This window comes from Enterococcus ureilyticus (assembly GCF_001730315.1).
Taxonomy (GTDB): domain Bacteria; phylum Bacillota; class Bacilli; order Lactobacillales; family Enterococcaceae; genus Enterococcus_L; species Enterococcus_L ureilyticus.
This window is the reverse complement of record NZ_MIKC01000006.1, coordinates 17,222-34,514: the sequence shown is the minus strand read 5'-3', so window position 1 is coordinate 34,514 and position 17,293 is coordinate 17,222. Positions and strand designations below refer to the sequence as shown.

2 protein-coding genes are annotated in these 17,293 nt (G+C 36.4%); both read right to left on the bottom strand.

The features are described 5' to 3' along the window. Positions 1-2 precede the first annotated feature (2 nt). The gene (locus BCR24_RS04500) at positions 3-7,601 is read right to left on the bottom strand and encodes a non-ribosomal peptide synthetase (protein WP_069639373.1); all 7,599 of its coding nucleotides are present in this window, start codon (positions 7,599-7,601) and stop codon (positions 3-5) included. After that, positions 7,594-17,037, bottom strand: coding sequence for a non-ribosomal peptide synthetase (locus BCR24_RS04495; protein WP_069639372.1), 9,444 nt, complete (start codon positions 17,035-17,037; stop codon positions 7,594-7,596). The genes BCR24_RS04500 and BCR24_RS04495 overlap by 8 nt, the downstream gene beginning before the upstream one ends. Positions 17,038-17,293: the final 256 nt, after the last annotated feature.

Genomic DNA, 17,293 nt, shown 5'->3' with positions numbered 1-17,293 from the left:
CTTTACAACTCCTCATCATCCACAATTTCAATGCTATCAAGTGCCAACGATCCTGTAGCTACTAATTCTTTGATTTTTTCTGCTAAACTTCGAACATTTTTTTCTTGAAGAATATCGCTTAAAGGAACCTTTACGCCTGAGAATTTTGAAATCCCATTGGCTAAATGAACAGCTTTTAAAGAATGTCCGCCTAATTCAAAGAAATCGTCATTGAGCCCAACTTGCTCGACGTCCAATAGTTCTTCGAACAAACCGCAAATCGCAGCTTCCGTTTCATCTCTTGGCGCTTCATAAGAAACACGTTGCACTTGTTCGGGTTCAGGTAGATTTCGTTTATCGATTTTACCTGCTTTTGTCACAGGCAACTTGTCAACCATTGTGATATACGCTGGGACCATATAATCCGGCAACACCTTTTTCAACAGTTCTTTGATCTCGGAAACTGTCACTGTTTTATTTGTAACAATATAAGCACAAATAGCTAGCTCTTGATTGACCATTCGTGTGATCACACAAGCATCCCACACAGCTGGAATTAAGCCTAATTGGTTTTCGATTTCACCTAATTCAATTCTAAAACCACGAATTTTGACTTGCTCATCAATTCGTCCTACATATTGAATCACACCATCTTCCTGCCATCTCACTAAATCACCCGAACGATACATCCGCTCTGTCGGTATCACAGGATTTTGCACAAATTTTTCAGTGGTCGTCTGTGGGTTATTTACATAATCCAATGCTAAATTATCTCCACTGATACACAATTCACCTAGCATACCAATGCCGCACAACTTATCTTTTTGGAAGACAAACAACTTAGAGTTAGCAATCGCTTGACCAATCGGTACTGATTTGTATAATTGATTGGTTACTTGATAGGCTGACGCGCAAACAGTTGTTTCCGTTGGACCGTAGAGATTATAAAGAGCTGTTTTCCCTTGCGTCATCACGTGATAAAACTTCTCAACTAACGCCATGGTAGTGGCTTCTCCAGCTAATCCGACTTTGCTTAGTTGATTGATTTCATGCTGACGGTCATTTTCTTCTGCAAATTCCAATAGCAGTTTAAAGACAGAGGGAACTGTGATCAAGATTTTTTGATCTAATTTTTTCAGGAAACGATCAGGATCATTTTTGACTTCGTCTGATATAATTTCCAACGTTCCGCCCACTAAGCACCCTGCAAATAATTCAAATACTGAACCATCAAAGATAAATGAAAATTGCTGTAAAATTGTCTGACTCCCATCAAGCTCAAAATAGTTCGTTTGCCACTGGACTAAATTCATCAAAGAAGCATGTCCAACTGTGACCCCTTTAGGATTACCTGTTGTACCAGAAGTATAGATCACATAAGCCTTGTCATCAGGCGTAAGCTCAGGTAATAGTGTTTGATCGAATAGGTTGCTTTGTAAACTAGTCACTGTAAAATCGAGTACAGAAGCTTCTATTGCCGGCAAATGCTCCTTTGTTCCATTCAATACAAACTCAATCCCGCTATCTGCTAGAATATAAGCAATTCTTTCTTCCGGCAATGTTGGTGAAAGCGGAATATATGCTGCTCCAGCCTTCATGATTCCATAAATTCCAACCACCATTTCGATCGTTCGCTCACTATATAAACCAATAAAGCCTGTTTTCCCGATATCTGCTGCAACTAGACGTTTTGCTAGAAGTGTTGATTTTTCTTCTAATTGAGCATAGGTCAGCTGCTCTTGTTCAAACACAACGGCGATTTGCTCAGGACATGCACTCGCTTGCTCTTTTAACGCACTTAGAATAGTCGGATAGCTATTTTTCTCTTGTTCTTTTGGATTAAAATCAACGACTACTTGTTCTTGTTCCGCTGCATTCACTAGAGAAAAATCCTCACAATTCAATGTTGGATTTTGCACTAGCTCTTTTAAAGCACAACTAATGCGAGATAAAATAAGCTTGGCCTCGACTTCTGTAAATAAGCGTTCGTCAAACATTAATTTAAAACTCAACTCATCTGAGGCACCCACACTTAAAGAGATTGGATAACTGGTTTGTTCGCGATAGTCTTCCATTTCCCCTAGTAAATTTACTGCTTCATTGGCTTCTTGAACAGCAAAATTTTCAAAAACCACGATTGTATGGATCAATTCTTTGCCCAATAAGCTTCTATTTTGAATTTCAGATAAGGAACAATACGTATGCTCATCACTTTCGATCGATTGTTGTTGAATCGTTTTGACCAGCGTTGCGAACGAATCACTTTCCTCTGTTTTCACTCTAACAGGAATGGCATTGATAAATAAGCCCACAGCTTGCTCAATTCCTGCTAATTGTAAGTTTCTACCAGAAACCATTTTCCCGAAAACGACATCATCTGTATGATTATAACGTTGTAAGATAAGACCCCAAATTGCCTCGACAATCGTGTTTAATGTAACGTTATTTTGTTTAGCAAACGCTTGAAGTACCTTTGTTTCTTCTTGCGAAAGTGATTCAAAAATCGCTTTGACCTCAGCATTGTTCTCATTTTTAGGATACATTCCTGTAAAACTAGCCTGTGTTTCGTATCCTTCTAGTAAGTTTTCCCAATAATCTAAGCTTGCTTTTTTATCTAAATCAGCTACTGTTCTTGCATAGTCTTCGTACACCGTATCCGGTTCAATTTGAGCCAAAGTGATTGGTTCTTCACCACTTTGTAACGCTTCATAAATCTGCATCCAATCATTCAAAACAATCGACAAACACCAACCATCCATAATAATATGATGAAACGTGAAAATAAGTCGTTGCCCTTTTGGCAAATCTACCAACGTCACTCTAAATAGTGCCTCTTGCTCTAAATCAAAACCTCTTTCTACATCTGCGATTTTGAATTGTATAAATCGTTCATCGGCGTTTCTATCTTTAGAAAAGTCCAATCTTGCACTTTCCAATAAACGATTCGCAAAGATCACTTGTCTTGGATTTTTGATATCTTTATACATGATATTGGTTTTCAATGCAGGATGTTTTTCAGCAAGTACTTTTAAACTTTCTATAAGTATGCTGTCATTCATTTGCCCGTTTACATCGTAAGAACATTGAATCACATAACTGGTCGAAGTTTCATCCAATAATTTATGGTATAGTAACCCTTCTTGCATTGAAGTTAATGGAATGATGCGCTGCATTTCCCCAATGCCAAGTTCCTCAGCTTTTTGTTGTGCAATATCAAATTCAACCTGATTCCATGAAAGCTCACCTAGATCAGAAGCGGTTTTTTGTGGTTTCGCAATCGTTGCGCAATAAGTTGCAACGGCAGTGAGTTCTTCTTGATAGCTATTACTGATTGCAAGCATTTGTTCATGTGAAAGAATCGGTTCCATATAAACTAAATCAGTAATCAATTGTCCATTTTGAATATAGCAGTTCACAGACAACGGGCTTCCGATCGTATTTTCTTTAGCACTATCCTTTACATTTTTAATGGTACTGATGGTAAATGGCTTTGTCCCCTCTACTCTTTCGCCTAGCTCTCCAAGATAATTAAAGACCACATCTGTTTTTTTATTTGTGATTTTATCAGTATATGTTCTTAGTAAACCGTAACTCATCCCTTTATTAGGTATTTTTCGAATCGACTCTTTCACACTTTTAATTGTTTCAGGTAACGTTTTTGCCACTGTAACTACTAGAGGATACATCGAAGTAAACCAACCAATCGTTCTGTCAACAGAGCCTATTGAGTCAAAAAATTCACGACCGTGACCTTCTAATGTAATAGAAAGACTAGATTGACCAACAGTCGTTTCTAAAGCGTTAGCCAAGGCCGTCAACAGTAAATCGCTGATTTCCGTAGAAAACGCCTTGTTTGCTTCAAAGCGAAGCTGCTTGGTTTCTGCTATTCCTAACGCAAAGGTCATTGTATGGCTTTGAATCGAAGGACTGTCACGATCAAAAATCGCTGTGTGGGCAATTTTCTGATTGATTTCTTGCCAATAGGCCTCATCTTTGCTGATTTCATATCGCGTTGTTAGCTCACTCAAGCCAGCACTCCAAGCTGAATAAGAAATTGTTTTTTGTGGAAGTTGGATTCTTTGGCCCTTCTTCAACTGTTCATAGCTATTATTTAAATCTTCAATAAAGATTTGCCATGACACAGCATCCACGATCAAATGGTGCATTTGAACCCAAAGATAGGTCTTATTTTTAGTGTGAAAAACTAAAATCCTAAGTAGCGGCGATCGCTCAAATGTAAACATTGCTTGAAAAGGTGCTCCGATTGTATGGAGTTCTTTCGCTATATCCAGCACACTCTCATTTAGCTGGAAAGAATGAAACTCATAGTTTTTTGTTGGCTCCCAGGCATCAATTCTTTGTTCCATTTCTTGATCCACCGTCATTCTAAGCAGATCGTGATGCTGAACAATTTCATCTAAAGCTTTTTTCAACAGCATTTCATCTAAGGAAGAGTTTGTTTCTAAAATCAGTGACTGGTTAAAATGTTCTGGCTTGTCTAATAAACTTGAATAAAAAAATTCTTGTATCGGGCTACGTGGTACTATGCCTGTAACCATTTCTTGAGCCATTTTTCGAGTGATCGGCTTCATTTTCTGTGCTATTTCTTTGATGGTTCCTGCTTGCATGATTTCTTTAACGGTTAATTGATACTCAAGTTCTCTCGCTTTGGAAACGATGCGGATTGCTTTAATTGAATCGCCGCCTAGTTCATAAAAACTATCTAACAGGTTGACTTTCTCTAATTGTAAAATCTCTTTGAACAAAGCCACTGCTTGTTCTTCGGTTTCTGTTGTTGGGTTTAAAAAGGCTTTTCCTTTCGTTATCTTAGGCTCAGGCAGTTGTTTTTCATCCAATTTACCATTTGCAGTGATGGGTAATTTCTCTAAGAAAATGAAATAATTCGGTACCATATAATCTGGTAATGTTCGGCCCAAATAATCTTTTAAGGTACTTTCTGCCACTAACTGTTGTGTCACAATATAGGCGCAAAGATAGGTTGTCTCTTTTTGCACTCTGACTGTCACAGCGGCAGAGATTACTTCTGGCACTTGTAAGAGTGTTTGCTTGACTTCCGCTAACTCCACACGAAATCCACGGATTTTCACTTGCTGATCGATTCGTCCAAGATAATCGATCGAGCCATCAGCTCTATATTTCCCTAAATCACCTGTTTTATAAATCACTTGGTCCTCTAATGACACGAATTGTTTAGCAGTTAATTCTGGTTGATTTAAATAACCTCTGGCAACACCAGCACCCCCGATACATAACTCTCCTGGAATTCCAACACCACAATATGTCTGGTTATTCATCACGTACACTTGGGCTTGTTGGATAGGACTTCCTATCAGTGTATCTTGGTTATCCAACTGATCTGGATAGCGATAATACGTTGCACAAACCGTTCCTTCTGTCGGTCCATATAAGTTACGAATAATCGACAATTTCTTGTTCGTACAGCTCACAAATTGATTAAGTAACAGATTCGTCACTTTTTCAGCGCCTACATAGGCTGCTTCAATCTGTTCAAATGCTTTTTCACGTTTATTTTCTTTCGTGTAGTTCAATAAGGCTTCTAGAAATGTTGGTACTAACAGGAAATGTGTCACGTGATTCTTTTCAAATACATCCAGTAATTGACCAAAATCATCGTGTTGTTGCGGTGATAACATTTGTAGTGAAGCACCTGAAAGCAGTGCTAGAAAAATCTCCCAGACAGAGGCATCAAACGTATAGATTGCTTTTTGTAAAATCACGCTATTTTCAGTTACATTGCCTTCTTTTTCTTGCCATTCTATCAAGTTCATCAAAGAATGATTTTCAATCATTACACCTTTCGGCTTTCCAGTACTACCTGAAGTATAAATAATATAGGCTAGATCTGAACCTGCAACAGCCTCTCTTTCAACAGATTCTCGGCGACTTTTTTCCGCTTGTAGAATCGTTGGTTTGCAAATAAGTGCTTTCCCAACCAGCTGATTCGTTGTTGGTGAACATAGAACTGCCTTGGCTTGACTGTCTTTTATGATATAGTTGATCCGTTCGATCGGTGTCGTTGGTGTAATTGGGAGATACGCAGCACCAGCCTTTAAAATGCCAAGAATACCTACTATCAGCTCCGCAGTTTGTTCAACGATCAAGGCAACTACATCATTTTTCCCGACCCGTTCCGCTTTCAATTCTTTTGCTACCGCATTTGCTCGTTCGTTTAACGCTTTGTAAGTTAGTTGTTCTTGTAAATAATGAACAGCCATTTTCTCTGGATTTTTTCGTACTTGCGCTTCAAATTGCTCAATTGGTGAAATAAAATCCTCTTGATTGACGTGACTGTTTGATTGATTAAAGGTTTCTTTTATTTCAGTGATCTGTGCCAGATTTAAATATTGAAGCTCGCAAACAGGCTGTTCAGACTCTGCTAATAAATTAGCTAACAACACACCAAAATAGTCTGCCAATCGCTGAATTGTCGCTTCTTTAAACAGCTCCGTATTGTACTCCCAATTGATTGTATAGTCTGTCTCATGCTCGATCAATGTGACCGTCAAATCAAATTTTGACACCTCTAGCTGAATTTGCTCCACTTTTGCAAGTTGACCACCTAAATAGACTGTTTCATCATAACCGACTTCATAAGAAAACATCACATCAAAAATCGGATTTTTAGGAGCTAATGCGGCGATTTTTTCGTACGGATAATCCTGGTTCTCAAAAACATCTAGGCTTTTATTTTTCACATCTTCTAAGATCTCGGTAAAATTTTTCTGATCATTGATAGTACCAATGATTGGCAAAGTATTAACAAACATGCCGATCATTTCTTGCGCTGAAGGATGATTACGCCCTTGTGCAGCAGTTCCAATTACTACACGATCTTGACGATTTAACTTGGTTAGAAAAATCATCAAAGCGGTCAAATAGATCATGAAACTTGTTGTTTGCTTTTGTTTATTGAATGCTTCGATTTTTGCTTTGATCGAAGCATCAAGTTTCATCTCTACATGATTCCCTTTCACTTTTTGGCTCTTTTGCTTTTTAAAATCAACTGGCAGCTCTGTTTCTGGTAAAGGTTCGAAAAATTCTGCTTCCCAAAATTCTGCTTGCTCTTCTAAATCTATACTATTTTGCCAAGCCGAAAAGTCTTTATAGTGAAGGTCAACTGGGTCCATTTCATTTCCATCATAAAGCTCACTTAATTCTTCTAATAAAATCCCTGTCGAGGTACCATCTGAAATAATATGGTGAACATCGATAATCACCAGTGTATATCCCTCTTGATCTTTGCCTATTCCTAATCTGATTAGAGGTGCTTGGTTCAAATCGAAGGGTCGAACAAATTGTTCAATCATTTCATTCTTGGTATCCCCTTTGATTCTTTCGATTTGTCTGATTTCTGGCGGATGTATGTTTTGGACAAATTTATCTTTTTCAATCGAGAAACTTGTTCGGAACGCTTCATGCCTTTCACATAACTGATTAAATGCCTGATTTAAGCGGTTATAGTCCAGCTCTTTTTCAAGTTTCAAAATAATCGGCATATTATACGTAACGCTCGATTCTTGTGTTTTTTCAAGTGTATAAATTCTTCTTTGATTGGAACTCATTAAATATTTTTTACTCATCTAGGCACTCCTCAGCAGCTTTTAGTAACGGTTGAAAAACTTTTTTATTTTTTTTCTTAATCATTTTCGCAATGTTTTTCACGTTTTGTTCTTTCATAATATCTTTTAGAGATACTCTTAAGCTAAATTCATTTTCGATTCTTCTTGTTAGCTCAACTGCCTTGATCGAATAGCCGCCAAGTTCAAAGAAGCTATCCGTTATACCAATATTGTCAACATTTAAGACCTCTTTAAATAGCGGTAATAGTTTTGCCTCATCTTTGGTTGATGGTGGAACGATTGTTGTGTGATACTCAATTGGGATTTCTTGTAAGGCCTTTTCATCTAATTTACCATTGTGATTTTTAGGCAGTTCATCAATTTGTTTGATAAAACTTGGAATCATATAATCAGGGAATACGTCTTTTAGCTCTGCCAAGATCGCTGGAATCGTTAAGGTTGATTCACTTACTAAATAGGCACATAATTGTGGGCTTCCTAGACGCTCATTGACGATCACTGCCGCACTTGAAATCATTGGCTGTTTCAATAATTCTTTTTCAATTTCTTCGATTTCAATTCTAAACCCACGAATTTTAACCTGTTTATCGATTCGTCCAAGATAGTGAATTTGCCCCTTTTCATCTACTTTTCCGAGATCTCCTGTTCGATAGAGATAGTCGTTTTCCTTAACGATACTAGGAATTAGTTTTTCCATCGTTTGACTTTCAGAGCCTAAATATTCTTTGAATACGCCAGCCCCGCCGACACAAATTTCTCCTACAACATCGATTCCACACAGTTTTTCTTCATTCATAATATAAACCTGTGTATTTTGAATAGGTTGTCCAATGGCGATACGATCATTTAAATCTTCAACCTGTACTTCATAAAAAGTAGCACAAACGGTTATCTCAGTTGGACCGTACAAATTCGTGATTTTGGTTAGATTCCTTTTGTTTTGAGTAACTTCAGCATATTTCTCTAATAATTGTGTCGTTAAAGCTTCTGCACCTAGATAGATTTTTTCCAGTCCATCTAACGCTTCAGCCAAATTTTCTGCTTTCATAAAATCTAAAATAGAATCAAAAACAGTGGGAACCATCAGTGTATGGGTGACCTGTTTGGTTTGGATCACTTGTAGCAATCTAGCATAATCTTGATTTTCATCTTCTGTCAGCATTTGTAGTTTTGCACCAGATAATGTAGCTAAGAAAATCTCCCATACCGATGCATCAAAGGAGCACGTTGCTTTTTGTAAGATAACACTTTGGTCATTCACTTTTCCTTGTTCTTTTTGCCATTCAATCAAGTTGATCAAACTATTGTGTCTGATTTTGACACCTTTAGGATGTCCAGTACTGCCAGAAGTATAAATAATATAGGCACAATCTTCGCCGGAACAATTTAAGGCTAAATTTTCTGATGTTCGATCGATCGATGATACCACAATCGTTTGGATAGCTGAAGAATTCGACCACCCGTTCGTTAAGATCTCTTTTGCCTGACTATTTTCTAAAATATAATCAATTCTCTTTGTTGGTAGTTCAACATCAATTGGTAGATACGTCGCCCCTATCTTTAATACACCATAAATCGCTGCTACAAATTCAATCGAACGATGGAATAATAAGCCAACAACATCTTGTCTTTTCACACCTGCTTCTTTTAATCTCTTGGCAATTCCATTTGCCATTTCGTTCAATTCAGCATAGGTGACCTCGGTCGTCTCAATACCTACGGCAATACGGTCTGGGTATTTTATAACATTTTCTTCAAACCAAGAAATAATCGTCTCATGCTGCAATGATGTTTGTTCTTGGTTATTAAATGTGTAACAAATTTTTTCTTTTTCTGATTGATCGATCATTGAAAGTTCAGTTAAGGGACTTTTTGGCTGATCAAGTGCATTCGTGAGCAACATGATAAAATGTTCTGATGTTTTTTTCATTGTTTCTTCTTTGAATAACTGGAAATTGTAATCCCAATTGATGGATACTTGCTCAGCATGCTCTTTGACCGTTAATGTTAAATCAAATTTCGCTGTATTATTCGGCAGTTCATAATAACTCATCTTAGCCGTACCCAATGAATAATGAACATCTTCAATGTTTTCGTAAGAAAACATCACATCAAAGATTGGATTCCGTGTTTGACTTGGCTTAATTTCAAGTTTCTCTACTAATTTTTCAAACGGATAATCCTGATTATTAAAAACTTCAAAGAAATTAGCTTGCACTTGTTTTACATAATCCGTAAATGCAACATCAGAATCAACTTCTTGTTTTAATGCGACCGTATTTACAAACATTCCTAACATTTGTTCCAAATCTGGATGATTCCGACCTGAAATGGCTGTTCCTGTAATGATTTCTGTTTTTCTGGTATATCGTGAAAGGAGTAAATTAAATAATGCAGCATAAAATATATAGCTAGTGATTCCTTGTTGTTTACAAAACTCTTGAATCTTTTGCTTCAGTTTTTCTGGCAGTTCGACTGCAAAACTTTTCCCTGCGTAACTTGCTTCGGAGCCTCTGCTAAAATCAGTTGGAAACTCCGTATTTAATTCTGCATCAGCTAATGTATCCAGCCAAAATTCTTCTTGTTTTTGTAAATCCAATTGATTTTTCCATGAACTATAATCTCTATACTGAATCCCGATTTCCCTTGTTTCTTCTCCATTATAAAAGGCGGCTAATTCGGCAACAAAGGTCGGAATCGATTCACCATCAAAAATAGCATGGTGGATATCCACAACCACAATCTGTTCCTGCGGTAAAATAGAGAATACGTGTCCTTTGATCAAAGGACCGTTGACTAGATCAAATGGTTCAATCCAATCAAAAATAGCCTGGTCTAATTCCTCTTTCTTAACAACTGAACTAGATATTGGAATCGTTATTTTATTCGCAATGGTTTGACTATAGCGACCTTCTTTAAAGGTAAAGGTAGTTCTTAAAATTTCATACTTTTCACTTAAATGCTGTAAAGCAGCTTGTAATTTTTCAATAGACAGCTCACCTTCGATTGTTAAGACAACTGGAATATTATATGTTGTACTATTGTTCAAGGTTTCCTCTACTAAAAGGATCCGCTTTTGAGCCGGGCTTACTTCCAAACTCGTTCCTGGTTCGATTGGACGATAAGTTTCTCCTTTTTGTAGGTTGAATGCAATCTTCTCAACTGTTCGGCCGGTCATAATGTCTTCTAAGGTTAATTTAATGCCAGTTTTTGTAGCTAACTGCCCTGACAACTGCATTACTTTAAGTGAATGCCCACCTAACTTGAAGAAATCATCAGTCACACTGACATTTTCCAGTGACAAAATTTCAGCAAATGTTTCACAAACAATGTACTCTGCTTCATTTCGTGGTGCTATAAAATGTGCGGTCTCTGATATTTCAGGTGTCGGCAAAGATAATTTATCGGTTTTTCCGTTTTTGTTGAGTTGAAGTTTTTCAACGTGCATGATGACTTTAGGTACCATATAATGTGGTAATTTCAGTAATAACTCATGACGAATCAATTCAATCTCTACTGGCTCTTCTAATTGGACATACGAACAAATCTCTTTTTGCCCGTTTTCTTCGAAAATAATCGTCATTGCATTACTCACATACGGAAGTTGTTTAATGACTGTTGTGATGCCTTCTAATTCAATCCTAAACCCTCTAATTTTCACTTGATCATCTACGCGTCCAAGATAATCGATCGAACCATCCTCAAGCCAGCGAGCAAGATCTCCTGTTTTATATAACCGCTGATTTGAATCAGAATGTATAAATTTTGCTTCTGTACTGTCTTTCAAATTTAAATAGCCTTTTGCCAAACCTGCTCCGCCTAAATACAGCTCTCCTGGAATTCCGATGCCGCATAATTGGTCATTTTTCATGACATAAGCTGTAGTATTTGAGATCGGTTTTCCAATCGGTATAAGCGTCTCAATGTCATAGTCTAAATCTTCATACAAAGAAAAAGTCGTATTTTCAGTTGGCCCATAAATATTACAGATACTGACCGCTGGATTATATTCCTTAAAGCGTTTGATTGGGGACGCAACAATCTTTTCCCCACCAACGAGTACTCGTTTCAATGAATGAAAGGCTGTCGGATGCATTTCCACAACGTTGACAAACAACGAGGTCGTCATAAACAACGTATTGATTTTTTGCGATACGATGACATTTTCTAAAGATTTTGGATCCATCAACACATTAGCCGTCGTCATAAATAAGGCGCCGCCGTTTAATAATGCCCCCCAGATTTCAAAGGTACAAGCATCAAAAGTTAGAGAACCTGTTTGCAAAATATGCGTATCTTTAAAATCAACATAATTTGTATTTTTAACCAAGCGCAAGACATTTTTATGCGTGATCATAACCCCTTTAGGAACCCCCGTTGTACCAGAAGTGTAGATAACATAAGCTAAATCTTCTGCACTATTTTGAGGGAGTGCGTTAGTTGTGTCCCCAGTATCAAAAGCTTCATTTGTGATAACTGTGCAAGTCACAAGTTCTTCCGTACCAATTAATTGTTGTCCAAAATCACACAACACTTTACATTTAGCATCTTCGAGAACGAAATTGATTCTTTCTATCGGACTATTACTATCGATTGGTAAGTATGCCCCACCAGCTTTTAAAATTCCTAAAAAAAGCATGACCGTTTCTACTTTCCGTTCTGCCACAACAGCCACTAAATCTCCTGTGACAACACCAAGACTTCTCAATTTATGTGCTAAATTCGTTGAACGTTGATCCAATTGTTCATAAGTCAATGCTTGGTCCTCAGAAGAAACGGCAGTTTGGTTTTGATAGTTTGATAAAACTTCTGTGAACATTTCCGTAATCGAACGATTTTCAGGATAACTTGTAGGTGTTTGATTGAAATGATTGGTAATCAATTCTCGCTGATTCTTCGGAAGAAAATCAATTGTCGAAATTGGCTGTGCTGGCGCTTTTATCACTGATTTCATCAATTGACAAAAATAGGTCAGAATGTGATCTACGCCTTGCTCTGTATATTTTGCAACATCAAATAAAAGGCTGATTGCGAATGTTTCACCATTTTGAATGGATAAGGTCAGATCATAGTTTGTCTCTTCTCTAATATCTTCTAATAAAAATTGCGGTGTTTTTTGTTTAGGTGACTCATTTTCCTCATAGTTTTCAAACGCAACGATTGTTTGTACAAGCTTATTTCCTAGCTTATGTTCTTTTTGAATCTCACTTAAGGGATATAAGTCATAGGCACCACTTTGATTCAATTGTATTTGCAAATTAGTAACAACTGTCTTAAAGTCAGTATTTTTTTGATTTTGTACTCTAACTGGGATCGTATTGATAAACAAGCCAACTTTATCCTCAATATTAGCGATTGGACTATTTCTACCTGAAACGACTTGACCAAAAACAACATCCTCAGTATTGGTATAGTTTTGCAATAACAGTCCCCAAGCTGCTTCAAAAATGGTATTAACGGTTGTATTTAATGACTTTGCTAAAGATCGAATCTGCTCACTTTCTCGCGTATTCAAAATATGTTTGACTTGATTTTGGTCAGAAGTGACAGTTATCGCATTTGTCGGTAAAATACTTGCAACCGTTGTATAATCTTCTAGTAATCTATGCCAATATTCTTTTGACTCAGACGTTGGCCTCTCCATTAAATAACTCACATAGTCCGCATGAGCATAATCTGGCTCAAGTCTTTGCTTGATATCTTCGTAAATCTGTCCTGCCAATAATTGATCATAGAAGTCTCGTAAGTCATTCAGTAAGATGGCATTACACCATCCATCCAAAATAATATGATGGAAACTCATCAACATTTTGTAATTATTTGGCGCACTCTTTATTAACTTAATTCGAAATAAAGCATCTGTTTCAAGATCAAAACCTCGTTGGATATTTGCTTTTTTGATTGCTTCTAAAGCCTTCTCATTCGCTAAACACTCTGTCAAATCAATGATTTCAATAGCACAAATAGCTTGTTGACGAATAACCTGTCTAGGAACACTAACCTCTTTATAAACAATAGTCGTTCTTAACGCACTATGCTTTTGTACCAACAAATTAAGTGCTTGTTTAAACTCTGCTACCTTGATATCGCCTAATCCATACAAGGACTGAACGATATAGGCACTTGCTGATTGTTGTTCGAATTCATGAAACAATAGCCCTTCTTGTAGTGGTGTTAAAGGGTAAATTTTTTCAATTTGAGCATTCTGCTTTGCAAAAGCTATTTCTACGCTTCTAAATTCCTCTTCATTCCATTCGGTCTCACCAAAATCAGAAGCTGTTTTTTCCGGTAATGCGTGATTAAGACAATGGTCTACTACTGATGCTAATTCTTCTTCAAAGGATAGTTTCAACTCATTAATCATGGCTTCACTGCATTGTGATTTATCATAAATGAAAACAAACGAAATAATCCCATTATTCAATGAACCATCGATCGAAATTGGCGTCCCAAAATGGTTATTTTCTGCGATTTGATAGCCATATTCAACTTGATTGATTTGAATCGCATAATCAGATGATTCTTGTTCAAAATCGCCTAGATAATTAAACGTTATTTCAGTTTGGACTCCTTCAAATTGCTCGTCATAGCAGTCTAAAATACTATAGCCTAAACCATGATTGGGGATACGGCGTAGATTTTCTTTGACTCTTTTTATATCCTGTTGTAAAGTGCTACCGATCTCAGTACAAACCACTGGGTATATCGTTGTAAACCAACCGATTGTTCGATCAATGTGGATTGGCTTATGAATTGGTTCACGGCCATGTCCTTCCATTCGTACACTGATTGTGTTCGCTTTAGTCCGTTTGTTTATGGTTCTAAATAACGCTGTTACTAATAAATCATTGATTTCTGTGTTATATGATTTATTGGAATGTAAAATAAGATTCTCTGTTAACTCTTTAGATAACGAGATTTCATCCAAACCAGTACCAAGATCATTTTGCGGAACACACAAATGCGTATTTGCTTGTTGGGCTAGTTTACTGATTTTATTCCAATACGGTCGCTCTTTTTCCAGCATTTCTGAGGTACTAAAGTCTTCTAAGGTCTGACACCATTTAGAAAACGATGCTGTTTTCATTGGGAGTTCAACTGCTCTGTTTTCTAAAATTTGTTTATAGGCTATATTGATATCTTCTACTAAAATACGCCAAGAAATGCCATCTACCATTAAATGATGGACGATCAATGAAATGTAAGATGTTTCCTTTGTATGAAACATACCCACTTTGATCAATGGACCCTCTGCTAAATGTAAACTTGCTTGCAGCTTGTTACTTAATTCTTCTATTTTTTCAGAAATAGCATCTGCTTTTTCACAAGCTAAATCAAATGAACGCATCTCAAATAAAGCTGAATTATTGGGCTCCTGGATGATTTGTTTATCATCTGGATAAACAGCTCTTAACAAATCATGATGGTTGCAAACCGCTTGCAGCGCTTTTTCAAAAATGTCAGGTTGCAGATTGGCACATTCTAATAAAAAAGTCTGGTTAAAATGTTCTGGTTCTGGTAGTTTACTCTCAAAAAAGTACTGTTGAATCGGAGATAACGGTGTTTCCCCCACAATCATTTGCTCATCTTGTTCGACTGATTCAAGCTGGATAGATTCCATATAAGTTGCAATAGCCCCTAGATTTTTTTCACCCATGATTGTAGGAACACTTAAATTGTAGCCAAGTTCCCTTAATTTAGAGACAATCCTAATTGCTTTGATTGAATCGCCACCAATTTCAAAAAAGTTATGATTACACCCAATATTTTTATTATTCAAAACAGCTGAAAAGACCTCAATAAGGATACGTTCGTTTTCTGTTTTAGCTGCTACGATCGTTTGGACTGAAACACTAGGTTCATCTTCAATAGCTGGGAGCTTCTCTTTGTCTAATTTACCATTACTATTTACAGGTAATACAGCTATTTTTATAAATCTTTTTGGAACCATATACAGCGGTAATTTTTTCTCTAAATATGCTTTTAAATGGTCTTCTTGATAGTCTTCTTTAGAAACGTAATAAGCAAGTAATTGATTGTCTTCAGAAACAATTACAGCTGAATCATCAATTTTAGGATAACTAGCTAAGGTATTTTTAATTTCGCTTAGTTCTATTCTTAATCCATTGATCTTGACTTGCTCATCAATTCGTCCTAAATATTCTAAATTCCCATCTCTTTGCCATTTAGCCAAGTCTCCTGTTCTATATATTTTCCCAGGTAGACCAAAATAATGATCAACAAATTTTTCTGCTGTTAATTCTGGACGATTCAAATAACCACGAGCCACTCCAGCACCGCCAATACACAGTTCTCCTGCTTCATCGACACCGCAAAGTTGATCGCCATTCATAATATAAATTGTTGCATTATCAATCCCTTTACCAATTGAAACAGCCGTTTGCTCTTTCAGCTCAGCTAAATGAAAGTAAGTTGATCCGATCGAGGCTTCCGTTGGGCCGTACAAATTATAAATATTCTCTTTTTTTAGAGAAGTCACTGTGCAAATTTTTTTCACTAGCGTTTCTTCTAATTTTTCACCAGCAATATATAAAGTGTTCAAGCAAGATAAATAAGACTCTTTGTTCACTTCGACCACATAATCTAAAAAAACAGAGAGTACTGTAGGAATCATAACCATATGTGTGACTTGATTTTTTTGAATAACATCTAGCAGCAAACTAAAATTATTATTTTCTTGATCTGTTAATAATTGTAACTTGACACCTCCCAAGATTCCTAAAAAAATCTCTCCCACTGCAGCATCAAATGAACAGGTCGCTTTTTGTAACATGACACTTTTTTTGTCAAAATTTGTTGTTCCAAGTTTCCACTTAATAAAATTTACTAAGCCTTTATGTTCGACCATAACGCCTTTAGGATTGCCTGTTGTACCTGAGGTATAAATAACATATGCTAGTTGACTTGGGGAATAAGATAAAGCTGGTGCTTTGTTGCATGCAGTAGTAAAGTTAGGACTAATCACTTTTTTAGTTAGTGAGGTTGCCCATTTTTCTTTTGAATTGTTATCTGTAATTATTTGTTTGACATGGCTATCTTCGATTATATACTTGATTCTTTCTTCTGGATTCTCAGGATCTATGGGTAAAAAAGCAGCGCCTGATTTGAGAACACCTAAAATGGTGCTAACTAATTCAATTGAACGATTCAAAATAATACCAATCAGATCTTCTTGTCCAACGCCAGATTCTACTAATATTTTGGCAATATGATTGGCTCTTTGATCTAATTGTTCATACGTCACAGTCTCTCCACTAATACTAACTGCATCTCTTTGCGGATGTTTTTGAACTTCCAGTTCAAACCATGTTACTAAATCCAAATCTTTATAATTCGTATTTCTATTTGGATTAAACTCATGAATAACTTTTTCATATTCGCTTTCTCCTAATAGATTAATCAGTATATTTTCCAACTCATAACCCACTCCATTTTGTTATATTAAAAAGGCTGAAAATTCTATTTCAAATTCATAAGCGATTACTTTTTGAATTTAAACACGTGAATATTCAGTTATTTTAATTCAAATTCTATTAAATTTTTCACTAAATGTCAAACGTATTTTTCAATAAAAAATTAGTGCTTATTCTTTTTATCTTATTTTTCATCTTTATATACAACTTATATACCAATGATATGTAAATTTGACATTTACCAAAATGTAAAATATA

Coding starts and splice junctions, on each gene's coding strand:
- BCR24_RS04500 (WP_069639373.1), bottom strand. CDS start 7,601: ATGAGTAAAAAATATTTAATGAGTTCCAATCAAAGAAGAATTTATACA.